The 24761-nt window shown below is 53.1% G+C and carries 22 protein-coding genes; 3 read left to right on the top strand and 19 right to left on the bottom strand.

Annotated elements, in window-relative coordinates:
• Positions 1–9: 9 nt before the first annotated feature.
• The 19 genes from THTE_RS15365 to THTE_RS15275 form a co-directional block, all read right to left on the bottom strand.
• Positions 10–2139, bottom strand: coding sequence for a hypothetical protein (locus THTE_RS15365; RefSeq protein WP_168175873.1), 2130 nt, complete (start codon positions 2137–2139; stop codon positions 10–12).
• 558 nt (positions 2140–2697) lie between these two features.
• The gene (locus tag THTE_RS15360; protein WP_095416263.1) at positions 2698–3318 is read right to left on the bottom strand and encodes an acyltransferase; all 621 of its coding nucleotides are present in this window, start codon (positions 3316–3318) and stop codon (positions 2698–2700) included.
• Positions 3319–3408: 90 nt separating this feature from the next.
• Positions 3409–4344: a glycosyltransferase family 2 protein gene (locus tag THTE_RS15355; RefSeq protein WP_095416262.1), complete on the bottom strand. Its 936-nt coding sequence runs from the start codon at positions 4342–4344 to the stop codon at positions 3409–3411.
• Positions 4326–5540, bottom strand: coding sequence for a glycosyltransferase (locus THTE_RS15350; RefSeq protein ID WP_095416261.1), 1215 nt, complete (start codon positions 5538–5540; stop codon positions 4326–4328). Before THTE_RS15350 ends, THTE_RS15355 begins: the two co-directional genes overlap by 19 nt.
• Positions 5541–5583: 43 nt before the next feature.
• Positions 5584–6489, bottom strand: coding sequence for a glycosyltransferase family 2 protein (locus THTE_RS15345; protein ID WP_095416260.1), 906 nt, complete (start codon positions 6487–6489; stop codon positions 5584–5586).
• Positions 6490–6574: 85 nt separating this feature from the next.
• On the bottom strand, positions 6575–7492 hold the full coding sequence (locus THTE_RS15340) for a sulfotransferase family protein (RefSeq protein WP_095416259.1): 918 nt from the start codon (positions 7490–7492) through the stop codon (positions 6575–6577).
• Positions 7493–7496: 4 nt separating this feature from the next.
• Entirely contained in the window at positions 7497–8405 is a 909-nt protein-coding gene (locus THTE_RS15335) for a glycosyltransferase family 2 protein (RefSeq protein WP_095416258.1), read from the bottom strand.
• A gap of 15 nt (positions 8406–8420) precedes the next feature.
• A complete protein-coding gene (locus tag THTE_RS15330) occupies positions 8421–9644 on the bottom strand; it encodes a glycosyltransferase (RefSeq protein ID WP_157732150.1) in 1224 nt (407 codons plus the stop codon).
• 85 nt (positions 9645–9729) lie between these two features.
• A complete protein-coding gene (locus THTE_RS15325) occupies positions 9730–10365 on the bottom strand; it encodes a class I SAM-dependent methyltransferase (RefSeq protein WP_095416256.1) in 636 nt (211 codons plus the stop codon).
• Positions 10365–11600 (bottom strand): ABC transporter ATP-binding protein, encoded by a 1236-nt coding sequence (locus THTE_RS18085; RefSeq protein WP_157732149.1) that lies wholly within the window; start codon positions 11598–11600, stop codon positions 10365–10367. The genes THTE_RS15325 and THTE_RS18085 overlap by 1 nt, the downstream gene beginning before the upstream one ends.
• A gap of 62 nt (positions 11601–11662) precedes the next feature.
• Complete coding sequence (locus tag THTE_RS15315; RefSeq protein ID WP_095416255.1) at positions 11663–12691, bottom strand: ABC transporter permease; 1029 nt, start codon at positions 12689–12691, stop codon at positions 11663–11665.
• Complete coding sequence (locus THTE_RS15310; protein WP_095416254.1) at positions 12678–13973, bottom strand: O-antigen ligase family protein; 1296 nt, start codon at positions 13971–13973, stop codon at positions 12678–12680. Before THTE_RS15310 ends, THTE_RS15315 begins: the two co-directional genes overlap by 14 nt.
• A 52-nt stretch (positions 13974–14025) precedes the next feature.
• Positions 14026–14844: a glycosyltransferase family 2 protein gene (locus tag THTE_RS15305; RefSeq protein WP_095416920.1), complete on the bottom strand. Its 819-nt coding sequence runs from the start codon at positions 14842–14844 to the stop codon at positions 14026–14028.
• A 62-nt stretch (positions 14845–14906) separates the two neighbouring features.
• Entirely contained in the window at positions 14907–16103 is a 1197-nt protein-coding gene (locus THTE_RS15300; protein WP_095416253.1) for a TIGR03087 family PEP-CTERM/XrtA system glycosyltransferase, read from the bottom strand.
• A complete protein-coding gene (locus THTE_RS15295; RefSeq protein ID WP_095416252.1) occupies positions 16100–16993 on the bottom strand; it encodes an XrtA system polysaccharide deacetylase in 894 nt (297 codons plus the stop codon). Before THTE_RS15295 ends, THTE_RS15300 begins: the two co-directional genes overlap by 4 nt.
• A 12-nt stretch (positions 16994–17005) precedes the next feature.
• Positions 17006–17752, bottom strand: coding sequence for a sugar transferase (locus THTE_RS15290; RefSeq protein WP_237260158.1), 747 nt, complete (start codon positions 17750–17752; stop codon positions 17006–17008).
• A 455-nt stretch (positions 17753–18207) separates the two neighbouring features.
• Positions 18208–18777, bottom strand: coding sequence for a transcription termination/antitermination protein NusG (nusG, locus tag THTE_RS15285; protein WP_095416250.1), 570 nt, complete (start codon positions 18775–18777; stop codon positions 18208–18210).
• 75 nt (positions 18778–18852) lie between these two features.
• Positions 18853–19101: a hypothetical protein gene (locus THTE_RS15280; RefSeq protein WP_095416249.1), complete on the bottom strand. Its 249-nt coding sequence runs from the start codon at positions 19099–19101 to the stop codon at positions 18853–18855.
• Positions 19102–19484: 383 nt separating this feature from the next.
• Positions 19485–19868, bottom strand: coding sequence for a response regulator (locus tag THTE_RS15275; protein WP_095416248.1), 384 nt, complete (start codon positions 19866–19868; stop codon positions 19485–19487).
• A gap of 397 nt (positions 19869–20265) precedes the next feature.
• Between THTE_RS15275 and THTE_RS15270 the strand changes: the two genes are divergently transcribed.
• The 3 genes from THTE_RS15270 to sdhB all read left to right on the top strand — a co-directional run bounded on the left by THTE_RS15270 (position 20266) and on the right by sdhB (position 24224).
• On the top strand, positions 20266–21024 hold the full coding sequence (locus THTE_RS15270; RefSeq protein WP_095416247.1) for a succinate dehydrogenase cytochrome b558 subunit: 759 nt from the start codon (positions 20266–20268) through the stop codon (positions 21022–21024).
• Positions 21025–21237: 213 nt separating this feature from the next.
• On the top strand, positions 21238–23208 hold the full coding sequence (gene sdhA / locus THTE_RS15265; protein ID WP_095416246.1) for a succinate dehydrogenase flavoprotein subunit: 1971 nt from the start codon (positions 21238–21240) through the stop codon (positions 23206–23208).
• 164 nt (positions 23209–23372) lie between these two features.
• Positions 23373–24224: a succinate dehydrogenase iron-sulfur subunit gene (gene sdhB, locus THTE_RS15260; RefSeq protein WP_095416245.1), complete on the top strand. Its 852-nt coding sequence runs from the start codon at positions 23373–23375 to the stop codon at positions 24222–24224.
• Positions 24225–24761 lie beyond the last annotated feature (537 nt).

Genomic DNA, 24761 nt, shown 5'->3' with positions numbered 1-24761 from the left:
AATCACCGATCAGTTGCGCCATTTCCACAGTAAATATAAAAGGCGTCCCATAGTCCGAGGATTGGTAACCCGAAGCAGCAACGTCAGCCAACCACGCGGACTTTTCAGCTTATTCCTCACTCGAGTCCGTTGTGGGATAAACATCTCACGGGGCCATAGATTCCGCCCATTTGTATTCTGAGCGGTGCAGCAAACATCCGTGCTTGACTGTTCGAGGGCCAGATGCCAGATTCCCTGCGTTAAAATCACCGCGGCAGCTCGAACATTGTGCGGTCGCGGAAACCTCAATAAGTCGCGCCAAGCAGCCTCCGCCAGAGCGATTGCCTTGTTACGAAATCCGGCGGCAACTTCCGGTGCAGCATATTGGCTTGCACACAAGAGCACGGTTGTCTTGCGAAAATCCTGCGCCGCCCACGCCTCAGTTGGATATTCAAGCTGTTCCGCCCGTGCCAGATATGGTTCTTCGTTGTCAACCATCCATTCTGCGTATCTCACGAGAGAACGTCTAACATACTCGTGCATTGTGTCCATATCACCAAACGCACGTTTGATGCGCAAGTATTTACCGAGAACCTCCAGGTACATCGTGTACGACCATCGCAGCTCGGCATTTCGCAGATCTAAAGCTGCGATGTTGTCCTCAGGGTGGACAGTCCTCCTGATGAGTACTTCCGCAAATTCTAAATATCTTTTTTCCCCCGTTAGCAACCACGCATCGAGCAAGGCGTTGATGGAGTTAGCCGCTCCTCGCCCCGGTCCGTGATAATCGTGAGAACTCGTCATGGTGGAAAGTCCGGTGGGGCCGCAGTCCACAACAAAATAGGGCGTTTGCGATCCGTCCTCCATGGCAATAACCCAATTCGCCAGTTCGAGGACCGCCTCTTTGGCGCGCTCATCGCCCCATAGAAAGTAATATAATGCAAGGCCACTCGTATAATTATGCTCGTTACATGGTCCGCCACCATACCGCTTGGTGCTAGCGTTGAAGCGTGAAAATGCCCGGTGTGTCGCTGTATATGCAGTTCGATAGTGGTCCGTCATCCAGAATAGACCATGGTTAAATGTAGAGCGATCCTGATCGGTGTGATAAATATCAATATCGATGACGTGATTTGCCAACGGAACGATGATCTCGTCCCACCGCGGATCCCTGCTGATCAACCTCTGAAGAATGCATCCATACAGCAAATCAAACTGGTTGTTATAATGCGAGGTAAGCGGCAACGATCCTTGATAATGCGTCTCCTCGTGATCAGCGTATGTATCGCCGAAATGCCGCCACCCGAATTCATCCACTTTTTCCCGATTCGCGAGAATTCCAGTTGGGCCAAAGGCGGCTTTTTCCGCGAATTCTGCCAATCGACTATTCGCCCACTGATTCGTGCAAGGGAGCGGAGCCAGCACCTCGGGGAAATCGGAAGGAATGTGATCAACAGTAACGCTTGAAAAAGACAGGCCCACTAACTGGCTTAATAAACCATGCACGTTTTGTGTTTTACAATCTGGATAAACAACCCAGACGTTAAACGTTTTTTGCTCGCCTCCCTGAAGTTCATGAACCTGCTCATCGTAACCGGCCAACAACGCAATTCGCACCGACCTGGGAAAAACACTTATTCGCTTGGGGAATTCCTCCCAAAAGCGCCGAGGAACTATACCGATTGCTCCAAAATCCGTGGCCGCCACGCACAGCGGTGTGATGCGATCACCTCTTTTTTCTTCTTTGCCAAAGCGTAAAACGTACCCCTTAAACGGTAATCGCACCTGCCCCTGGCCATCGATATGGTTCACACTATTCCAGTTTTCGCCGCCGCTTGAGGCCTGAAACACGGACCATAATTCTCGGGACTCACCGTTACCATCGTCATCACATTGGTTAATTGGCAGGCAATCCCATGATAAACATTTCCACCCATCGGCCCAATACCAGGTCCGAATTGCGGATGGTAACTCGATGTCAAGGCCGAATTCCGAAAGGAGGATCGACCCAGGATCACCGAGGTCCCAAAGTCCCCCGCGATGCCGCGCCCGCCTGCTATTGCGAAGCGTTATCGTCATCAGCATTGCGGCGAGTGGCCGATAGTGAGTCACACTCCCCACGAGTAGTAAGTCGCGCTTTTTGCCAAACCTGCCCCGCACAACTAACTTCTCAACTGGCCCTTTAATTCTGACCGGTTCATGGCCCGTGATTTCTAGTGAAATCTTCCGCTTTTTTGCATCATTTATGTAGATCGATATATTTACACGAGTATCCGGCCGTCCAACATAGAGACGATTACTAAGCACGTCTAAAACAGCATCTTTTTGGTTTCCGCAGGCTATTTGCGTGTGGTAAGGCGCATGGTTTTCTGAATTCGGTCTCAACCCAACGGTCACAACCTGCCGCGGCCCTCCCACCCGCGATAGACTCAGAACTCCCTCGACAGCAAGCCAGCGGCTTGAGCCATCCGGCCAGCATGCCAGGGTCTCCACCAGACAACCGTAATCGGTCACCCCCTGCCCTGAAACAGAGGCAGTCGCCGGTCCACAGATGCGTCCCTTCGGCACCGGCACACCGCATCTAAAAGGAATACGCAACGACTCACCTGCCCAACCAGCAGGTAAGTTCACTATCAAATTCGCTTTATACTCGTCAGGTTCCAATGACACAAATGCCCCTCACCTATATATTCCTTCTACTTTCGCGATCCGATTGCGCTATCGTGAACACGTCAAATCGTCATTCATGCTCATTGAGCGAACAATTCTTGCTGGCACTCCCACAGCCACTGTATCATCCGGGATAGGCTTGCATACGACCGCGCCAGCTCCCACAATACACCTGGCACCCACATCCGCCATGACGACCGCTCGTTCACCAATCCAGGTGTCATGACCAATCTGGATCGTGGTAAAACTGCCGTTGCTATCGGAGCTGCGCACTGGTGAATGGTTTTGTTCGTCCTGCACCAGATGCTGATAACGGCCACTCGGAATCGAAACGCCGGAAGCGATCCGAACCCGATCACCAATCCTCGCACTCCCAATAATAGAATAGGCTCCGATATAGACAAACGCGCCCACCTCGGCATCTGGACAGGAAAAGAAGCTCCCAAATTCGATCGTTACATCCCAACTACATTTTTTTATAGTCATGAAGTAATATGCCCATCGCAGATAGATCCCCAGCATGCCAGGAACTAGGGCGACCAACTGCGCTGGTCCCAAAAAGGCACGCCTCCGGCCGATAACGGGCTTGGCAATCGCGCTGATAACAACCAGAACAACAGCCGGCACAAGACTGGCAAGCTGAATTCCGCGCTTGAGAAGTTTTCTCATTTATACGTTATTCTCACAATAATTTATTGCTTTGTGTGCGTCTCAGTTTTTCGATACCTCCATTTAAACTTTCTCCTTCGAGATCATCAATCATCGCTGACCTTTCAACATACTGTAAATGACTCGCACGTACTTCACACATGCGGGTGGTAGATAAGTAATATACAGCAGACCTAAACTACGGATACTCGGCCTAAACAAGAGCGCCTTCCAAAACGCCGCTCTGGCCGCCGCGTGGTTTCTGAAATCGAGCTCATATCGCCCGAGCAAATCCGCCAAGCCCGCAAGCCGTCTCCGCAACTCGCGCTTTTGATTCCGACTACACGCGTGGAGTCGCCACTGGAGAACCTTGATCTGCTCACGCAACATTAAGCGCCGATTATTCGTTCCTTGCAGAGGATGCAGTCTGAACACCGTCAAAGGCTCGTCCACAAATCCAAACGGAGTAACCTGCGCCAACCGCAACCAGAGATCGTAATCCTGAACCGAATTTCCCTCGATGCGGCAGTCACACAAGCCCACTTGAGCAAACAGAACCCGGCGTACAAGCACGCTGGAATTGCAGATTGCGTTGCCCAGCAGTAAGCGGTCATAGCACCAGCCAACATACTCCTCCGGCCTAACAAGCGGGTCCAGCGGTTCGCAGAATTTCTGCGCAGAATCGTCAAAGTAAAGAGTATTGGTATGAACAAGTCCGCTGCCACTACGGAACATCTCATTGATTTGTTTTTCTATTTTCGTAGGAAACCACCAATCGTCCTGATCAAGAAATGCGATTAATTCTCCACGCGCTTCCAGGATTCCCCGGTTTCGGGCCGCCCCCACCCCCATTTGTGGCTGTTCGATAATCTGAATGTCCTCTTTATACTTGTGTATAATACTACCACTACCATCTGTCGATCCATCATTGACAATAATGATCTCTAAACGCGTATATGTTTGCCCCAGGGCGCTTTGGATGGCAGTCTCAAGATAGCGTTCCCCATTATGCACCGGAATGACAACGCTTACAAGCGGTTGCGACATTGCCGCTCCCGTCGCATCGTTCTTATCATGATCTCTTGAATTTCTGCCACATATCGCTGCGCCGTGAATTCGTTCAGCACGCGATCGCGCGCCGCCTGTCCCATCCGCTCCCGCATTTCACCGTTCGTAGCGAGGGCAGCCAAATTATGGGCAATTGCAAAGTCATCCTCGGGCTCCACGAGAAAGCCCGTCTTTCCATGATCAACTATATCGCGCGGTCCGCCCGAGTCGGTAGCTATCACTGGCAGCGAAAAGCCGGCCGCTTCAAGAAGCACCAATCCAAAAGACTCCTCAGAAGACGTTAGGACTAATACATCCGCGGCCTGCAAATACTGTTCTATATTGGTCTTGAAACCATCCAGAATTACTCTCTTGTTTTTTTGGTCGAACGTCTTAACCTCATGAATTAGCTCCGTCCTCAAGGGTCCGTCGCCCAGCATGATAAGAATCGACCTGCCCGGCATCTGCGATTTTCGGTAAGCTGACAGCATTAGCTTCGGATTTTTTCGTGGAATGAATTGCCCAATCCAGAGAATGAGAAACTCGCCTCCTGATATCCCCAGGGCCTCTCTTGCCCGGCAGCGGTCTCGCCGTGTTACCGATGGGGGAACAATCCGCAATGGATTTGGCACTACATAAACTTCGCAGGTCCGTTTTCCTCTGATTTTCGCCGGATATTGCTCGAAGTCCTCCTCGAATACTCGAAGTGCGCCCTGTGATTCAAAAACAATCGCACGAGCCCATCGTGAAATACAACGACGGATGACATACAGTGGGACAAGGCTGCGCCAATAAATCGGTGTGAGCATCTCATGGACGTGCCAGATATGCGGAACACCGGCAACTCTCGCAGCCAATGCCGCTTCAAAAATGACCGCAGTATTTGTATAGACAAGGTCAAACTTTTGCTTTCTCAGCTTTCTCGCAAGCCGAGCCACGCGCCAAGGCCATCGTACCAAATTCCGCCAATACCAGAACGAAGGCTCGTACCCCATCCACCAACTCATTGGCAAAATATTCGCCTGTATACCCAAGGATCGCGGAGTATCGACCAAGGGACCCTCGCACGCAAAAACGACCTCAGCATCCCAAATGCTGCGATCAATCCCTTTCAGAAGTATATCCAGGCAATACTCAGCCCCACCTGGCTGGGCTGAGTGTGCTGCAAACAGGACCCTGGCCTGGCCCGAAATCATATATCAGCAAGGTGATCACCATTTATTTAAGAAATTCACGGCTCTAACCACGAAACACCTTCGTGAACGCGTCCTTTAACGTATATAGGAACTGGGGTCCGACCATTTCTCTTCTCACCTGCCGGGCTAGTGGGCTAAGCGTTCCGTCGTATTCCTTTAGAAACCTTTTTAAACACCTATACTCGTCCCACCGTCTCGTGTATCGAGCTAAAACTGCCTGGCGTGCTATTTGATCTACAAAGCCTGTCAAAGCCTTATCCGCATCACACTCACAGATTTCCGGACGCCGTTTGAAATATTCGATCAGCGCAGCGAAGCGACGAATCAGCATGTCAGGTTTCCTGCTCTGCCCTTCTTCATGAACTCGGTATCCGGTTAGAAATTCGGGCACTAACCGGATTCGTGCTTTAAGACACAAGTCAAGGAAGAAAAGAAGATCCTCCCCATCCTGGGTCCATTCAGGAAAACGAACCGGCAAATCCTTTCTTATTACAACACTGGAGATTCTAAATGGGTTGTGCACGGCTACATGCGGGATCGAATATCGTACTTCTTTGGCTATACTTGATACATCCACTTTCCCCTCACAAATACCGAAGTAAAAAAAATTAGTGTGGATACAATCTGTTTCCGCCGTACAATGGACGGATTGTCGCTCCAGTTTCTTCGGATGCCAGATGTCGTCTGCATCGAGAAAGGCAATCCAGTCGCCCGAAGCCGCATTGATTCCGAGGTTCCGAGCTGCGGATTCACCCCGATTTGCCTGCGACAGGACGATAATATTCTCAGCGAATGACTTCGCGATATCTGCCGACCCGTCCGTTGATCCGTCATCAACCACGATGATCTCAAACGGTTTATAGGTTTGCTCCATCACGGACGCCAGTGCCTCCCGCAGATATTTAGCGCCGTTATAAACCGGAATAACAACGCTGATTCGAGGTGGCATATCGTAAATGTGATACTTATTCTATTTCTCGCACCGCTCTTTCCACTTTCGCCTTACGCACCAACCGCTAACTCACCGCGACAGGTCACCATGTGTATCCTAAAGCGGCTAACTCGGCACCTGCAAGCCGTTTGAAGTTCCAGCGCAGCCACCAGGACCAATTTTTCCACCGTCCGATAGGCTGGAAATACTGGGTTTTCTCAACAGGCTGCCAATGCAGCGTTTTCTTTTCGCCTCTGAAAAATGTGGAGCCTCGCACCGGTAGTGCGCGAAATTCGTCCCACGGATATTCCTGGGAACAACATCCGACAAATTCGAGAATCCTTTCCATCTCCTGTTGGCCGGATAATAAGTCCTCATAGCGTGTGACTATCACTTGCCCTTCATAGCGAGGGGGAAGTATTCTCAAGAAGTTCAGAATAGTGCGGGCATTTGCTGCCCACGTCGCCATCCAGTAGAGGTAGGACCTGCCAGGAAACGCCCATTTTGCCGATTCAACACAGTCGCGGCCATCGCGGACAATGATGATGAGAAGGGCGTCGGGAAAAAGCGTGAAAAAATTGACCAAGTTCCATGGGTCCGGCGTTTTTGTCAGAATTCGATATTCCCCCGGCACATATGATCTTAGAAAGTTAAGAAGCCCGTCACCAATGGACCTCGTCATAAGCTGCTCGCACTCAGAATATGCCGCAGGTTTTTCAGCAAACCGTTTTTGGTACTGCTCTCTGGCTGTTAACCGGACATATTCGATTAGCATGTTGGAATACTGCAGGAGATAATCTTCATATAGTGGCACCGGTAGGGAGAAACGCGACGTTAGGCGAATCGCGTCGGCCAGAAAGTTTGTACCTGACCTCCGATGGACTCCGATAATGAAAACCGGCCGTCGTGTTCGCTCGGCATCATTGGTCCAGAGGCTGCGATGGCTCCAATCGAAATATCGGCGTACCTCCGCGCTGACTGCAGGCAAGTGGCGATCGTTATTTGAATCCTGTTTCACCATTGGACTACGATTTGTCTCCTTGCTTGGCTTCTAACATCCAGCCCAGAAAAAACAAAAGCTCGTACGCTGCTTGGAAGCGCTGCTCCGGATTCCGCGCGAACCGACTGCAAACCCACCGCCACATTCGAACACCCGCTTCCCTGTACATCCAACGAGGTCTGCCAAGGAGCGTAGGGCCGGAAAGATCCTTACGCCGTCCCTCCAGGCGACCGAGGTTGAACGCACGTCGCAACACCCACTTCGGCGAGCAGCGGTCGTGCGGCACCCAATGATAGACCATCGCAAAGTCTAAATACACGGGTTTAAGTCCTGCATCAACCAACCTTCGCTGGATCTCCTCCTCATCTCCGACTTCCGTCTGCCCAGGTCCAAGGCTTTCATCAAAGCCCCCGCAATTTAAAAGATCCGATGCCCAGGCTGCCCAGTTTGCCCCGAGAAAAAACGTATTCGTCGCGTCCTCTCCCGCACCTTTTTTCCACCCGGTCACCGAACGCGGTAAATAGCGTTGCAGCCATTGTTCCGGTGGTCGCTCACAATCTATACCAAGAGGGCCCCCGTAAAATTCGCGCCCAATCGATCGTGCCAGAAACGCGTCGCGATATGCCAAAACCGCTTCCCTGGTCACCCGCACGTCGTCGTCTATAAACCATATAAACGCATTACAATACTTGTCGAGCACTGCATTGAGCGCATGCGTCTTACCGATTTTTTCAACATGAATATAATCAATTTCACAATGTGATCTGTATTCGTCAGCCAGCGTCCAAGCCTCCGTGGAACCGCCGTTCTCGGCTATGACCACCATTGCACCATCACTGCTCGCCCCGGACTTGACCAGATGTTCGAGGGTTCGCCGCAAAAGTGCTTGCCGCCCCCGAGTAGCAATCGCGACTATCCATTGTGTGTTATTCATGAAATAGTGTAATAGTCACGACGTGACGGCTTCAGAGACATTAGCACCGTGATTTCTACGGTTTAGGCTAATGGAAGCTTCCTCGATCACGCGTTTGTATGCGGATTTGACCAGCTCTCCAGTGGTGCGTCGGTCACACCGGCTTTTGATTACTTCCAGGTTAACAGCTGCAGCAGAATCAATCAGCTCATCTCGTGCTAACGCCTGTTGCAGAGCCTCGGCCACCGCGTAGGGATCCTCCGGAGGAACAATAAAACCGGTGCAGCCGTCCTGTATCCACTCATGAGCGGCACCGGTATTTGACTGAATCGGAAATGATCCCATCAGCATCGCTTCCAGAAGCGATATAGCGATTGAGTCACTGATGCTCAATCCTATAGAGATGCGCGCTCGGCCGTGCCAACGCAGCATAGTTTTATGTGGAGTACGTGGAGGAATAAATGTAACGTTGATGCCAACATCCTGGGCAAGCAATTCCCCGGCGATTTGTACGGCCTCTGGGTCGCGTCCACCCGTGTATATCGCTATCTCATATCCCTGCAATCGTTCTCGACAAAGTCGTAGGGCGTATATAGCGGTCAGCGCTCGTCCCGCCCAATCTTGATATCCTTTCAGCACAATGAGCCTTCGAGCCGACACCGGTCCCGGCTGCCGCAGTTGCGCTGCCTCTTCTACGTCAAAACCACCTGCAACCGGCACGGGTGGGAGAATCTTTTGCGGCGGGACCCCCCAAGCTTTGGCCAGCTCCACATCACGGGTACACTCACACCAGTAATAATCAATATTCGTCATTACTTTGGATAATCGCTCTTTATGACGTTCCAACCGCCCGAATAGAAACAGATCGCTTCCCCAATTGGTAGCGATCCAGATTGGAAACGGACGTTGGCAAAAGTCCTTGGCTGCTAGAGTGAGGTATCCTCCCAGATGGAGCCCGAAGGAATGCACAATATCCGGGCGTAAACGGTCGATCACGCGTGCCAATCGCCAAGCCGGATTGTCAAATTCCGGCGCAAGGAGGCGTGCCCATTTTCCAGCTCGGTACAGGCCCCGTCGTAACGGCCAGTTATATCCCCACGCAGAATAGAAACGATCTCGAAGGACGATATAGGACGGAGCGTTTATCGCAAACCGATCCTCCACGTCAAGAATGGTGGCCCGCGGCGTTTCTGGACGAATATAATAGAGCTCTGTAGGGAACAAAAACAGCTCCCATGGTTCGTCACTAAGCTGAGACATCCACCGGGCTGTGTGAACACTCCCACCCGGTCCTACAAAAAGAATTCGCATAGTACTAGACGATATTATATTGCCACACTCAAAATCACCAGTTTTTGTGCTTGACCAAAAGGAAAAAAGACCTTACGCCGCGCATCAAATGCTCCCAGCGACGGTGCAACCGCCACACGTCGTAGGGGATCCTTTCCCGCGACGAGAGCAGCAGAATCCAGTCCCGGCCGGTTGTAGCCACGAGCCTGTGGGCCACTGCCTCAAAGTCCGCCGGAGACCACTGGCTGACATGCCTTTCGTACGCATTGCCCAATACATCACCTTGTTCGCGTACGACGATTGGCGTGGATAACAACAAGAACCGGGACTTGTTCAAGCAGAGTTCCAACAGCTTTTCTGCATATTCACGGCTCAAGTGCTCCCACACATCCAGCGCTACAATTAAGTCTACGTTAGGGAGGCCTGGCAGCACGGATAGTGCATCGCCGATGTACACGTCGTCATAAGCATAATCCCACAGCGCATTCCGATACTGGGCGAAGGCCTCTATTCCATAAATTCGCGTGGTCCACGAGTGTTTGTCATATCGCTCGTGCCAAATATCAGTGTACTCTCGCACAAGAACACCTGTTTTGCCATGCCCAACGCCAATATCAATGACGCTGGAGGGTTTGATGCGCAGAATAATATCATGCACAATAGAAAGCGTCCGTGGCTCACTCGTGGGCATCAGCAAACCCTTTCCCAGCCGCAATCTGGCGTCACAAGTCCAACAGTCGTCATAATATCCGATCCTCTTAAGGGACTATCCTGGAAGACATCGAAAGCCATGACGCGGTGGCGATTTTCGAATTCGCAGACCCCACGCTCTGCCACAACCAATCCCACCTCATACCGTCCTGCGGGAAGAAACTCGGCTGGAATATAACATCTGAGTACAAATGGCCCCTTCTTGTCCAGAATTCGATACGATTCTGGCTGTTCAAATGAATGTGTGCGAAATAGCAGTAAACCATCCATCGTCTTAATATCAAGGGCAATAATGTATCGCCGTCCTACTTCATTAACAAATCCTTCTATCTCAAAAACTACGCGCTCGCTACGCGAGAATAAGGTTGTTACATTCCCACGTTCGTTGAGCAGTCTCAGATGCGATATCGTGATCGGCGCTGCCGGATTCATCGACAGCGCACACTCGCCCGACGCCCCGTGCGACAGGGCACGAGCCAAATACGCCTCCACAACTTCTGTGGGCGGTCCCTCCTTAACAATGCAACCCTGCTCCAAAAGAATGGCGCGGTGACATAACTGCTGAATTGCCCGCATGTTGTGACTGACGAAAATGACCGTTCTCCCCTCGCCGGCCACATCACGCATTTTTCCAAGGCACTTCGCTTGAAATGCCGCATCCCCCACAGCCAAAACCTCGTCGACAACCAGAATATCTGGCTCCAGATGGGCTGCCACCGCGAATCCGAGACGGGCAAACATGCCGGAGCTATATCGCTTGACAGGAGTATCCAGAAATGGACCAATGCCGGCAAACTCAACTATGTCATCGAATCTTTCGCGAACCTCACTCATTTTCATTCCGAGTATCGCCGCGTTCAAGTAAATGTTCTCTCTTCCCGTCAGATCAGGATGGAAACCCGCGGCGATTTCAATGAGCGCTCGAAGTCTTCCGCGCACCATCAAACGGCCTGTAGTCGGCCGCAGAATTCTCGCAAGAATCTTTAATAAAGTACTTTTCCCGGCTCCATTTGCTCCTACAATTCCCAGCACCTCCCCTCGATGGACGCAGAAGCTGACATCCCGCAGAGCCCAAAACCAAGCATCGTCGCGCTCGGTATCTTTTCGCCGGAGGCGACGCAGCGTACCGGGGATCAAGTCGCGCAGCGTGTCGAACAACTCTCCGCGACGAAATTTTTTCCCGAGGTGTTCGACCTCCACTACTGGCAGTTCCATAACTGGCTACTGCGTCACGTCAAGGTGCACCGTCATGAGTACACGACGACTGTATATATCTGTCACACATACTCAGCAAACAGGAACTCCATCTTGTGAAAATATCTCCAAGCCCATAAAAACCCACCCACGCTTATAACGGCAGAGTAGACGAGAAAGCCGATGTGCCAGGTTGCGAATTGTACACCGTCATGCGATTCCGCTACCACAGGAAGCAAGAGATTATGCTGTTCGACGATCGCCAGGCGGAAAGCCTCCAAGATAGGTGCCAGCGGATTGAGCATCATGATGAACGAGCCATGTGGCCCAAAAAGCTCCGGCTCATAGAACACCGGCGTGAAGAAGATGCCAAATGTAAGAACAATCTGTACAATGTACTTCACATCCCGGAAAAACACATTGGCGCAGCTTAAAAGAAGAGCCGTTGCAGCCGTTATTGCAATGAGAAGCAGCATAACGGGCACAGCCCACAACCAATGAACGGAAATTGATATCCTGGCGAAGAAGCCGAGTAGAATGAGCAAAAAACCTCCGCCCACGCAGGTGTCAATCAACTGAGTTATAACCGCAGAGAAGGGGAATAATTCTCTGGGAAAATAGACTTTCGTTACAAGGGACATATTTGATGCCAGGCTGTTCGCTGCAAACCCAATCGAGCCCGCGAAAAATGCCCACCCCAGTGCCTTGATTGACATTCCCGCGACCCGTGGTAAATCGACGTTATCACCTGAGGCGTGGGCCAGCGCTATTTTCACCAGGCATCCCGCCGCCACAATCAGCAGCGGCATTAACAACGCCCAGGCAAATCCCATGATCGCCTGTTTATAGCGAATTCGAATATCGCGCAGAACAAGCTGCCCGAGAAGCTCGCGGTAGCTACAGATTTCCCATATCATTTCCCTCCAAACGGCAAATCCAGCTAAATGCTCGTCCGCCGACCACGTCCAGACCTGATCGGATCTGTCGAGAGTCATAGTGGATTGCGAGTGCGGCTGGCGAACCTGCGGTTGACCGTCACCCGACTGGTGTTGGCCGTTTGGGCCGGCGAAATTGCCGGATTTATTCGCTAGCTCTTCATTAGAGACTTGCATATTTAGTCATATGCTCGGGAATGTTAATAGTATTCGGCTCAAAGCGGTGCTCCCACTCCTCTGTATGGACACGCAGTAGCGCGGCACCTAGCAAAACGGTATAGTAGGGAATCTCCAGCCATACCACGCTGATAAAACTCACCGCTACGGCAAAACCGACAAGCGATGCAATCACCCCCCTCGCCATGTACTGGGACCACAAGTCAAGGTTGTGGCATTCCTTAACTAATTTCCTCAGCCTGTAAATAGTCAGACCATAAAAGCCGCTGAGCAGCAATAGTCCCGGCACCCCCATTTCCGCCGCCGTTTCCAGCCACAGTGAATGCGCATGCATTCGGGGGAGCCCCATTTGCTGGGACCGCAGTGGCCAATGGTTGGCACCCACACCCAAAAACGGGTTCTCCCGAATACTTCGAAGGCACGCTCCCCATTGTTCCACCCGGCTTCGCGCCGAACGGTCGCGCTGTTCAGGATCGACGAACGTCGTCATGAACCGCTGGCGAACTTCGGGCCCTGCGAGGCGAAGGGCAAGTATAACCGCCAGAATCGAAATTGCCGTGGTTTTAAAACTCTTTGGAATTAGTATGAATGCTGCTATTCCGCCGGCGATTAATCCCAGTATCCCCCCCCGGGAAAAAGAAAACATAATGGTGTGCACCATGAGCGCGGACGCGGCAAACGCGATCACCTTGAGGGACCACCGGGTCTCCGCCAGTCCCAGGAAAAAGGCGAGCAGTGATCCCACAACCATTGCAGCCGCAATGCAATTGTTGTCAAAACCGCCATAGGCCTCCAGGACTATACGGTTGACCCCCTGGTAATAGCTGCGATTAAAGTCCAGGGCCAAATATCCCTGCGTGATGACAATCACCCAAGCGAGCCAACGCACGTGCTCCTTCTTTTCCATCAACGTGATCCCTACCAGAAACGGCAGGACTATTTTAAGCAGGGAAACGACAAAGTTCCTGACAAGAATCGGCTCTTGGGCGAAGAAATATCCCACAGCAACCCAGGTCACGAAGGCCAGCAACATCGCCACGACAATAGTTGATCGGCCTAGCCGCCAGTCGCCGAGCCCTCGAATGCCCCAGCCTACCAACATTCCTACGCCTACGATAAAACTGTACCGTCCTGGCCCACGCGCCCCAACGGACCAGTACCACAGCGATTCCGGCTTTAAAATAGCGTAGTGAATATAAATAAATAAACCAATTAATGGACAGAACAGGGACAGTGCTGCCCCAAGGTACGTCAGCAGGTAGACGTAAACCAGTCCGCGCATCAGTCACCGCGGTTCACGACTGAAGTGTACTTTTAGAATATTCGGCGCCACATTAGTCTTTCAGCCAATACCGGAATATACACCAGATTGCCTGAAGCGCATCCCGAAAGCCGATTTTTTTTCCCTGTTGATAAGTACGCCCGTAATAACTAACACCGGTTTCGTAAATTCGGTATCCCCGCCGCGCCACTTTCGCCGTCAGTTCGATTTCGATCCCAAAGCGATTTTCCTTGAGAGTGGGCCGGATTGCCTCGATGACCTCCCGCCGAAAAGCCTTGTGGCAAGTTTCCACATCGGTGAGGTTGAGATCGGTGAACATATTGGAAAGTGTTGTAATCGCTCGATTGGCAACGTAATGCCAGAAGTACAGTACGCGATGCGGCCCTTCGGAAATAAACCGAGAGCCATACACCACGTCGGCAACACCTTCCACGATCGGCTGAATCAAGCGGAGATGCTCAGCCGGATCATACTCCAAATCGGCATCCTGAATCACCACAATGTCACCAGTGACATGAGCAAAACCCGTCCGCAGAGCGGCGCCCTTGCCCTGGTTACGAGCATGTCGGAGAATCCGCACATCCCCACGTTCTTCCCATTGCTTCAGTTTCGCGGCAGTGTTATCCGTGCTACCGTCATCTATCACGATGATTTCCTTGGTGACAGGGACCTGGCAAATCCTCTGGAGTATCTCGTCGATGGTGTTTTCCTCATTGTAGACCGGCACGACAACAGAGAGCTTTATATGAGAGGGCACCTCGTAGACGCCAAAACGCTTGCCCAGCGACTGCCACAATAGCCACCGGCGATTATTACGTACATCCTGATCAAGCTCGCGTCCACAACAGGGACACAAAACCTCAGAATCCATTGTGAAATTCATTAATCTCCATTGTGTATATGCGATACAGCATCAAAGCCATCTACGTTGCCTTACAATTGTAACAACTCGTCGAGAGGTTTGAGCTTTTCTTGCCATGTATAATGCTGGAGAATATATTCACGGGCTGCCGTTCCTATTGCCATTCTCAAAGATGGATTCTCAATAACGCTGGTGACTGTGTTTATCCATTCTTCCGGTGTGTCGGCCTTGAGAACATGCCTTCCGGGTACCGCAGGAATGCCCTCCAGGGCGGGAGAGCTTGCGATCGTCGCGCAACCCATGGCCATGGCTTCGAGAACTTTGTTCTGCACCCCTCGGGCCATCCGCAACGGAATGATAGCCACAGCTCCCAACAGAAATGGCCGAACATCGGGTACATCCCCGGTGAGAAAAACGCGAGAAACACCTGCAACCGCAAGCTTGAGGTTTCTGTCAGCCCCTGCGCCGACCACATAAAACTCGAGGTTCGAAAATCGTTGCGACAAAATCGGCCAAACCTGGTCGATGAACCAAATGACACCGTCGCGATTGGGCGGATAATCCAGCGCACCTACAAACGTTAGACGATGATCAATCGTAGGTTCTCGGTCATCGAAACACGGAGAAAAATAATCAATATCAACCCCATTTTCGACGACGGCGGTGCGGGCATTCGGACAAAAAGACTTGTACAGATCACATTCCGGATTGGTGGCCAAGGTGACCAAAGAAGCAAGTGCAGGCAGGCGACACTCCAGACGACGCAGCCTGAGGCCTTCCACGCGATACAGCCATCGAAGAGGCATCTTACTTGTGCGTGAGTAGTCCAACCATTTTTGGCTGTCAACGTCTACAAGATCGACGACCACGCTATCTTTTTTAAATCTTCCTTGCACATACTGTACCATACTCGAACAATAGACGAGTACCACGTCATAGTGTTGACGGTGGCACAATGAGGCGATGTGCCGATCTAACTTTCTCGACCAGAAGGCTCCTTGGGTTGCGGTGGCACCCAGGAAGAGGGACAAAAGTGCCTGGGTCCGGCGCTGCCAGGGTGTGATCACCGACCAAACCAGGTTACGGCAGCGTGTCCGAAGGGCCTCCTCTGTCTCCGCAGTAATAGGCTCATCGGCCAAGAAGGCAACGTCCAGCTCACATCGTTGTGCCAAGTAGTCAAGCCAGTGAAAGGATCGAATCCGGTGTCCCCGATTGGGAGGATACGGCGTACGATGAACAAGGTAAAGCAGCCTTTTCCTGCTATTCATTCCGCTGGGGAGAGGCAGGGGCTTAACATCGTTGGTTCCGGGTGGCGAGCGATCCAGTGGTTTACACCGGCTTCCAGCGTGTTCCAGTGGAAATCCTCGAGCAACCTGGATAGCTTGTGCTCGGTCTTGGTAAGGTTGACATAATGACGGAACCGCGCAGACCAACGTAAGCGGGGAATCCTCGGCTGATCTGGATCCAACTCCCACGGGTGGATGTATGCCAGCACCGGTCGGCCCTCGCGCTGGATCTTCTGACAAAGTGCACGCGTGAGCCAGTACGGGTAAAGGCGAAAATATCCCCCGCCAGCCACCGGAATATTAAGGGCTGAAATTCGCGCCACACTCGCCGGAACTTCCCAAATTGGCCCGGCTTGAGTCCGGATCTGAAAAGGTATTACGGGGGCCTTCGGTAAGCCGTAGCGATCGTGATATATCGGGAACACACTGGCGTCGTAACGAATGCCTTCTTCGGCCAGGATCTCAAATGCCCAGAGAGATTTTTCCGTGATGGAAAAACTCGGCGCGCGATAAGCGGTTACCGCCGAACCGGTAATGTCGCTCAAAATCGCAATGGACTCCCTGAGGTCCCTCCGGAACTCCTCGGGCGACTGCTCGTAGACGAGTCTGTGCCAGGTGCTGTGGGACCCAATTTGATGTCCTGCAAGGTGAATCTCACGAATCAATCGAGGCTGCCTTTGGGCCACCCATCCAAGGACGAAAAATGTTGCCTTCACTTGGCGGCTTGCGAACATTTCCAGAAGCTTCTGGATGGGCAACGCGATCCGAGACGCAAAGGAGTCCCACTCTGCACGAGGAATTGCTTTTTCAAAATTGGATACCTGGAAATACTCCTCGACGTCGACCGTGACAATGTTCAGGACATCGGCCATACCTACAAAGTACTAACGAGGTTTTCGGACTGGTGTCCATTGGCTGGTAAATGCATGGCGATGTCCGTTGTGCGGCTTGGAAACCGAGTGGGACACTGCATCAGTGTAGGTCTTCGGGAGATTCGCCACATGTGTCGCCTCAGTTCGCATCCAATCAGGAATGCGGACGGTGCGGGTCAACCGAAGCCATCGGGCAATTTTCAACCCCGGCAGGCCCACCAGTTTCAGCGCGGTGCAGAGCAGGATCCGCGCATCCAGCCAGATATTTCCCCGCTCGATGTATTCCAGATCCAGCACCAGTTTCCGGCGAACGGAGTCCAGATCAGAGTCCGGGGGCAAATTGATTTGGGCCAACCCAGTGATGCCCGGAAGAACAGCACACCGCTGCAAGTACCCTGGAACCGCTCTGGCGAGCACCTGGGCAAATTCTGGTCTTTCCGGTCGCGGCCCGACGAGCGTCATTTCTCCTTTGAGCACATTAAAGAGTTGAGGCAATTCGTCCAGATGAAATCGCCGGAGGACTCGGCCGACAGGGGTAACCCGCGGATCGTTTTCCGCCGTCCAGACCGGCCCGGTTTCCTTTTCAGCGTCGCAGTACATGGTTCGGATTTTATAGATCCAGAAGACCTTGCCATTTTTTCCTACCCGCAATTGCCGGTACAGACCAGGACCGCGGCTCGTTAAGCGGACAAGCAGAACGAGGAGCCCTGTGACTGGTAACACAATTGGCGCAATACCCAGTGCGAGGAACCACGCCATGCCGGGTTGCCACCTAAAGTAGGCAGACGGGCGAACAACGGGGACTTCCGGACGGGTTGGGGCTTCTGATAGCGAACTGCAATCGGCGTCAGCAAAAAGCCCGGGATTGGGAAACGAAGTGACACGCCGGGGCAAGACGCTCATCGCTGCAGAACTCCCTGCTGCCTAGAATTGACCGGCCTGGATCAAAAAGCATCAAGTCCATCTGCCCCAACGTTCCGTTCGGTAAACCCTTCACTTATCGCTTAACCACTTTAAATGGTGGACTCAGCCAAGTCAACCATTTCGGACAAGTCATCCTTTTTTCCCACTACCCGGTCGGTCGGAGCATGAAGCGTTTGAGCCGAGGGGCGTGAATGGCAGAAGAGTCATTCGGGTACCCGCATCGTGGCCAAGCTAAAGTTTCTACGCAAATCTGCTTAGAACAATGTCAACGGAAGAGAAGGCCGTGGCCGTCAGCATCCTTCGGCGATTGGTTCCAATTCGACCAGGTCGGCTAAGAGGGACGCTCCCTGCTGGATGAAGGAAACCATCACGATAAATCTTTCCTCGCCGTGGCGTGAAATGACGACGCCTTCGATGCCCGCGAGGGGACCTGACCGAATTCGCACGCGGGTTCCTGCTGTGATTCGGGACTCCGGCAGAATTGGCAGCCCCGAAGCGATCACCCGTTGGATGGAACGGAGCTCGCTCACCAACGTCTCCCTGTCGGGTACTTCAATGCACCTTGACACGCAGTTCGTTGTGACAGCCCGATAACGATCCTCGTCTTGTCCGCAGAGAAACACATAACCCGAGAAGAGGGGAATATACGAGGTGAATATGCGACCTTTAGGCGTCTTGGTACGCTTAGGTACCAGTGGGCAGTAGTGGGAAATTCGCAGTTCGCGAAGGCGTTGCATCAGGATTTTCTCCTGGCGTGCCTTCGTGTAAAGTGCCCACCATCGGCCTTCTCGGGCCAATGAAACACTTTCGTCGAGCAGGTTTTCCGGGAAGATATCGGGCTCTTTCGGCCGAATGGGCATCGTACGAGATCGGTCCTGCAAAGGGCTTGCGTGTCAATTTTCTGTCCCTGTTTTCAGTATTTCGGCGAAATCATGTTAAAAGGCGCGACCTTTTCCGGCGATCTCAAGCTTCAGGAAGCCTTTGCCAGCCTGTTTGAGTCCACTGGGCCAAAAAACCTCAGGCACGCCGTCGGAGAATGGCCGGAAGCAGCCGGTTCCCATGGCTGCTCCCCCATCTGGCCGATGTTTGACGGCCGAGTTGACGCTTGAGGCGGCGATCCGCGCATACTCCGTTCCCGTGGGTTGCGCACCCGTGATTCCGGTTCCCGCGGTTCCACGCGACATTCCTGTAACCTGAATTGCCGTCCGCCAAATCGTTGGCTGCCCACATTGCCCTCTTGAACTGCTCGCGTTGAATCACGCACTCTTACCGATATCCCGGCGCTAGAAATTGATGTCACCTCCCAGGGCAAGTCCGCTTTTCAAACGCCTGTCCCCACGCCAAACAACCCAGTTTAATTCCCGGAGGGACTAGTAGCCAACGGTCTGTCATCTGTTCCGGAAGACGGGTTTCCACTCGTCGAGACTGGGCACCGGGCCCCTGAATTCACGGGCCGGAGGGTTATACGGATTCTAAATGGGGAGAGAGCCCACGAGAAGATCCGGCATGCCAGTCACAGGAGAGCCCCGGGTGCGTGGCTGAGAAGAAAGTCGGGTCAATTCAGATTTCAAAACCCGTATTTTTGGGTAAGCGCGTTTCGGACAACGGTGGAAAGCTGGCGGGCGGAAAACGGCTTGGTGAGGATCTCAAATACGGCCTCTCGTCGTGCCTGTTCAATAGTCTCGGGGTCGATGGCCCCCGACATGAGAATGCACGGGACGTTGTGCTTGACCTGACGGACAAGGCGAAATGCTTCCAGGCCGGTGAGCCGCGGCATGTGAAAGTCCAGAAGGAGAACATGGACATCCCGCTGTCGGGCCAGGGCCACGGCTTCCTCTCCAGTGGACGCGAGAAGAGTGCGATATCCCTCCGCCTCTAGCACCTGCTGGACGGTCTCGCGGAAAATCGGGTCGTCATCGGCGACGAGAAGCCAGGGGTGGTAGATTCGCATGGCCGCTACACTCCCAGTTTTTCCCTCACGTCCTATCTAGGCGTGCAACTAGCGTGCCAACCCAGAACGCAATCTGACAGTGGATGGAATGGCGTCCAAAACCGACATGGGTCGGCCGGGAGACCGGAGAAAACCCATCCCAATGTAGGATTTCCATGCTGTGCGATATGGCGTGCAGGCAATCCGTGGAAAATTTGTCCCCTGTCAGTTTGGCAGCATCCGGGGACCAGGGTTGTGCCCGTGGTCGTCTCATTGCTCAGCAGGGGTCGTTCGCCATATACTGGTAATGATTGCAATCCACCTATATCGTCTGGCATAAGTGACACAGCGTCTCCCGGTTAATACTGCTCGGGTGGCCTATTGTTCCCCACTTTTGAGTGATATGAGGTAAGCGGCCGTGGCATGGTTCGATCTCGCATCTTTCATGGGAAAGCATGAGTTCGCCATTCGGCGGCTTCACTCATTCACCGGATTGGTTCCGGTGGGTGGGTTTCTTATCTTCCATCTGGCCACAAATGCGTCAATAGCAGACGGCGTGGAAATCTTTCAGTATCGAGTGGGTCTCATTCATAGCCTGGGACCCACCACGATCATGCTCCTGGAATGGCCATTCATATTCCTGCCGATCATTTTCCACGCGGTGATCGGCATGATGATCGTCTCACGAGGGAAGCGGAACCTCCGCCAGTATCCCTATTTGGAGAATTTTCGCTACACACTTCAACGTTGGACGGGCGTGATCGCATTCTTTTTCATTTTCTGGCATGTCTTTCACATGCATGGTTGGTTTAAGTTCGACTGGTGGGTGGAAAATGTGGCCAAACCCTTGGGGGGAAAACAGTTCGATCCTGCCAATGTGATTACAGCGGCCAAAGCAATCCAGGCTTCGCCCATTATTGAAGTTCTATACGCCGTGGGTGTGCTTTCCTGTGTCTATCATTTTGTCAATGGAATTTGGACGTTCGGAATAACATGGGGGATCTGGATTAGCCCCCGCGCGCAGCGGGCGGCTTCCATCTTTTGCCTGATCGTCGGTCTGTTTTTGGGAGGTATCGCAGTCACTGCGCTGTATGGGATGGCGACAGCCAAGGAGTCGCCCCAAACCGCAAATCGAGTGTTGGTTCCGCTTCCCATGCCAGGCGTCCCGGCAGAGTAGCGAAAGACGGATGGGGTTCGCTCGGAGGTTAAAGACACGCCCACGCAGTCCAGAGCAGAGCGAGCGGAGAGGGCTGGAGTGAAGGTAGAAATGGTCTAACTAAGGGTGCACTTCGCACAGGTGGCGGTATGCGGGTTGTCACACGGGTGCGGCTCGGTACGGCATCGCCATTCCAAATTAATTTCAATGCCGTGACACTTTTGGGTGAGAACGATGGATGAGATGCACGTTGTCGTTGTGGGCGGTGGTTTGGCAGGTCTATCCGCGACGATGAAACTTGCCGAACTGGGCGTCCGCGTTGATCTCGTGAGTTTGACGCCCGTCAAACGCTCTCACAGTGTGTGTGCGCAGGGTGGGATCAACAGCGTGAACCATCTTACCCGGCAGTTGGGCGACAGTGAATGGAAGCATTTCGACGACACAGTGTATGGGGGGGATTTCCTGCAACATCAACCACCGGTCAAAGAGATGACCGAATGGGCCCCCCGAATCATCGACCTGATGGATCGGCTGGGGGTCACGTTTAATCGCACCCCGGAAGGATTTCGTGATCAGCGGCGATTCGGGGGCACCCTGTACCCTCGTACGGCATTCGCGGGAGCCACAACAGGCCAGCAGCTTCTCTATGCCCTGGATGAGCAGGTACGGCGCTGGGAGGTCGCCGGGAAAGTCCGCAAGTATGAATTCTGGGACTATTTGGGTCCCATACTGGACGAAAATGGTATCTGCCGCGGATGCGTAGTTCAGGACCTGGTCAGCATGGAAATCCGCGCCCTGCCGGCGGACGCGGTGGTTATTGCCTCCGGAGGATGCGGGGTCATCTTTGGGCGATCGACGATGTCTATGGCTTGCAATGGGAGTGCCGCGAGTCGTACTTACCAGGCCGGCGCCAAGTATGGCAACCCAGAGTTTATCCAAGTGCATCCGACTGCAATTCCGGGGGCTGATAAACTTCGGCTCATGAGCGAGTCCGCCCGCGGGGAAGGAGGCCGGATCTGGGTTCCTCGCCGTCCCCAAGACCCCCGACCGCCACAGGAGATCCCTGAGCACGAACGGTATTACTTCCTCGAAGAGCGATATCCAAAATACGGGAACCTGGTGCCAAGAGATATTGCCACGCGTGAGATTTTCAAGGTCTGTACCGAAGAGGGACTGAGCGTTGAGAAGGATCGGCTCTGCGTATACCTCGATCTCACGCACCTACCGCGGGAGGTCCTCGACCGGAAGCTGGGCGGTATTCTGGAGATTTACCAGAAGTTTCAGGGGGTCGATCCTCGTGTTGTGCCCATGAAAATCTTTCCGGCTGTGCATTATTCGATGGGTGGGTTGTGGGTGGATTATGAACGCACGGAGGCAGGCGGGTTACGGATTGGCTCTCCGCGCAATCATCACACATCTTTGCAGGGCGTGTTCGCCGTTGGTGAGTGCGACTACCAGTATCACGGCGCCAACCGACTGGGCGCAAATTCCCTGCTCTCCTGTATCTTCAGCGGTTTGATCGTCGCGCCAAGCATTGTTTCGTACATTGAGATCCTCCATCAGAATGGGCAGCGCAAAATCTCCAGTCGGTTGCTGGAACTGGCCGAGCGTGAACATCGACAGCGATTCGAATCGCTTCTCTCACGCCCTGCAGATGGGGAAAATCCGTACGCCCTCCATCAGGAATTGGGAAAAGTAATGACGAGGGCAGCCACCGTTGTGCGCCACAACGACGAACTTGATCGAGCGTACGCTCAGGTGTGTGAGCTTCAGGAGCGTGCCGCTCGGTGTGGGATCGCCGATCGTGGGCTATGGACCAATCAAAATGTTGTCTTTGTGCGAGCGCTTATGGATATGTTCCCTCTGGCCAAGGCGATTCTGAAAGGCGCGCGGCTGCGGGACGAATGCCGAGGTGCCCATTTCAAGCCGGAGTTCCAGCTCCCTTCCATCACCGCGACTGATCCAGCAGAACGTCGAAGACAAGCCGAAGAGTGGTGTGATCGGTTTGAGGAGAACAATCGCCGGTGGTTGAAATCAACCATTGCTGTCTGCGGCCCGAACGGTGATCCAGAGATTTCGTACGAAGAGGTTGATACGTCGCTCATTCCCCCACGACCGCGCTTGTATGGCGTGGTAGGCGGAGAGGTGATTGAAGAGGTTTGGAAAGAGCGAACCCGGGCCAAGCAACAGGCGGTCAGAGTGTGACGGTTTTCAAAAGCGCGTGGTTAATTTGCTGGGAAGATCGGATTGATTGCCGGGCTGGAATTGGACGATTGGGATCGTCATACCGGATAGTGATCGAGAGGCAACGATTGGTAATCGATGAGGCATCTGGCGAGGTAGTCAAGGCAAACACACGAGAGTGACCTATGGCCGCTGCTCATACACCGTCCAGTCCAGTACGTGAGTTTCTCGTAGAAGTCAAGCGACAAGATGGCCCCGGGCGACCGAGCTATTGGGAGCGCTTTCGTGTTCCCTATGAATCGGACATGAACGTCATCAGCGTTCTTCAAAAGATCGCACAACTCGGTGTCAACGCTGAAGGAAAACCCGTTCCCCCGGTGGCCTGGGAGTGCAACTGTCTGGAGGAAGTTTGCGGGGCATGTACGATGGTGATTAACGGGCGTGTGCGGCAGGCGTGCACCGCGTTGGTGGATAAACTCCTGGCAGATCGGCCGGCGGGCATACGGCTGGAGCCGATGACCAAGTTTCCGGTCATCCGCGATTTAGTGGTGGACCGGACCCGCATTTTCGCCACGCTCAAAAAGATCAAAGCGTGGATTCCTGTGGACAGCTATCTGGACCTGGGTCCCCCATTGCGGCAATCCCAGGAAATGCAGGAGATCGCCTACGTGCTCAGCAAATGCATGAGCTGTGGTTGCTGCATGGAAGCATGCCCGCAGTACTTGAAAATCGAGGTCAAGCGGCTGCCTGGAGAATCAGAAGACGATTATCGCCGGCGTGAGGCCGAGATTACCAACCGACATTTCATGGGAGCAGCCGCCATCGCGCAGATCGATCTTTTCAACAGCCACCCCGTGGGCAAAATGAACAGTCGCGACCGCCTTGACGCCCTCATTTCCGAAGGCGGCATTCAGGTCTGTGGGAACGCCCAAAATTGCGTTAAAGTGTGTCCGAAGGAAATCCCCCTGACCACCTCCATAGCCCGGATGGGAAGAGCCGCCACAATTCATATGTTCCGCAACTGGTTTGAGCGGTGATTTTACCACATCTTCGGCGGTCGGTGCTGATGACAGGCGCACGGCCCAGGCTGGATGTTCTGCGATTTCGTGATCCAATTGCTGCTTGTCGAGTTCGGTTAGGCTGCAAGAAAGCGGCCTGTTTTGCCCGCCTAGCAGAGATTCGCCCGTACAAGTTCGCTTTGCCACGTCAGACTGGGCCAAATGGCTTGTCCCGGAGCGCAACTTTTCAAGACGAGGATGGAACCGCTGACTTGTTGCCAGCTCTTCGAATTTTTGGTGTTGACCCATTATGAAACCTTGGCTATTTTTCGCCTCGCCTTTGGGTCCGGCTCATCCGTGGTCGCAGGAGAGGCCCGAAGCGTGTTGAAGCGGCTGCGATGATTCGCGTGTCCAACGATCATGGACGACGGCCACTCGCACAAGGTCGCGGAAATGGAGTGTCGGGGAGCCGCAGGAAGTAAGAATTGCGAACAATCACTCTTGACCCAGTAACGTAGCATCTGTATTTATCCCGCGCTACAACGACTCACAACAATACGGAAATCAGGCATTCCT

Origin of the sequence: Thermogutta terrifontis (assembly GCF_002277955.1) — a bacterium.
Taxonomy (GTDB): Bacteria; Planctomycetota; Planctomycetia; order Pirellulales; family Thermoguttaceae; genus Thermogutta; species Thermogutta terrifontis.
The sequence above is the reverse complement of the archived record's forward strand: the minus strand, read 5'-3'. Positions and strand labels throughout refer to the sequence as shown.

Bases quoted from the DNA above. Each gene is read 5' to 3' on its own strand.
- THTE_RS15330 (WP_157732150.1), bottom strand. From the start codon at position 9,644: ATGTCTCAGCTTAGTGACGAACCATGGGAGCTGTTTTTGTTCCCTACA.
- THTE_RS15350 (WP_095416261.1), bottom strand. From the start codon at position 5,540: ATGATTTCGGGCCAGGCCAGGGTCCTGTTTGCAGCACACTCAGCCCAG.
- sdhB (WP_095416245.1), top strand. From the start codon at position 23,373: ATGGCCGCTGCTCATACACCGTCCAGTCCAGTACGTGAGTTTCTCGTA.
- nusG (WP_095416250.1), bottom strand. From the start codon at position 18,777: ATGCCCATTCGGCCGAAAGAGCCCGATATCTTCCCGGAAAACCTGCTC.
- THTE_RS15340 (WP_095416259.1), bottom strand. From the start codon at position 7,492: ATGGTGAAACAGGATTCAAATAACGATCGCCACTTGCCTGCAGTCAGC.
- sdhA (WP_095416246.1), top strand. From the start codon at position 21,238: ATGGATGAGATGCACGTTGTCGTTGTGGGCGGTGGTTTGGCAGGTCTA.
- THTE_RS15280 (WP_095416249.1), bottom strand. From the start codon at position 19,101: ATGTCGCGTGGAACCGCGGGAACCGGAATCACGGGTGCGCAACCCACG.
- THTE_RS15295 (WP_095416252.1), bottom strand. From the start codon at position 16,993: ATGGCCGATGTCCTGAACATTGTCACGGTCGACGTCGAGGAGTATTTC.
- THTE_RS15345 (WP_095416260.1), bottom strand. From the start codon at position 6,489: ATGCCACCTCGAATCAGCGTTGTTATTCCGGTTTATAACGGCGCTAAA.
- THTE_RS15275 (WP_095416248.1), bottom strand. From the start codon at position 19,868: ATGCGAATCTACCACCCCTGGCTTCTCGTCGCCGATGACGACCCGATT.
- THTE_RS15315 (WP_095416255.1), bottom strand. From the start codon at position 12,691: ATGCAAGTCTCTAATGAAGAGCTAGCGAATAAATCCGGCAATTTCGCC.
- THTE_RS15290 (WP_237260158.1), bottom strand. From the start codon at position 17,752: ATGGCGTGGTTCCTCGCACTGGGTATTGCGCCAATTGTGTTACCAGTC.
- THTE_RS18085 (WP_157732149.1), bottom strand. From the start codon at position 11,600: ATGGAACTGCCAGTAGTGGAGGTCGAACACCTCGGGAAAAAATTTCGT.
- THTE_RS15305 (WP_095416920.1), bottom strand. From the start codon at position 14,844: ATGGATTCTGAGGTTTTGTGTCCCTGTTGTGGACGCGAGCTTGATCAG.
- THTE_RS15325 (WP_095416256.1), bottom strand. From the start codon at position 10,365: ATGCCCACGAGTGAGCCACGGACGCTTTCTATTGTGCATGATATTATT.
- THTE_RS15360 (WP_095416263.1), bottom strand. From the start codon at position 3,318: ATGAGAAAACTTCTCAAGCGCGGAATTCAGCTTGCCAGTCTTGTGCCG.
- THTE_RS15355 (WP_095416262.1), bottom strand. From the start codon at position 4,344: ATGTCGCAACCGCTTGTAAGCGTTGTCATTCCGGTGCATAATGGGGAA.
- THTE_RS15335 (WP_095416258.1), bottom strand. From the start codon at position 8,405: ATGAATAACACACAATGGATAGTCGCGATTGCTACTCGGGGGCGGCAA.
- THTE_RS15300 (WP_095416253.1), bottom strand. From the start codon at position 16,103: ATGAATAGCAGGAAAAGGCTGCTTTACCTTGTTCATCGTACGCCGTAT.
- THTE_RS15310 (WP_095416254.1), bottom strand. From the start codon at position 13,973: ATGCGCGGACTGGTTTACGTCTACCTGCTGACGTACCTTGGGGCAGCA.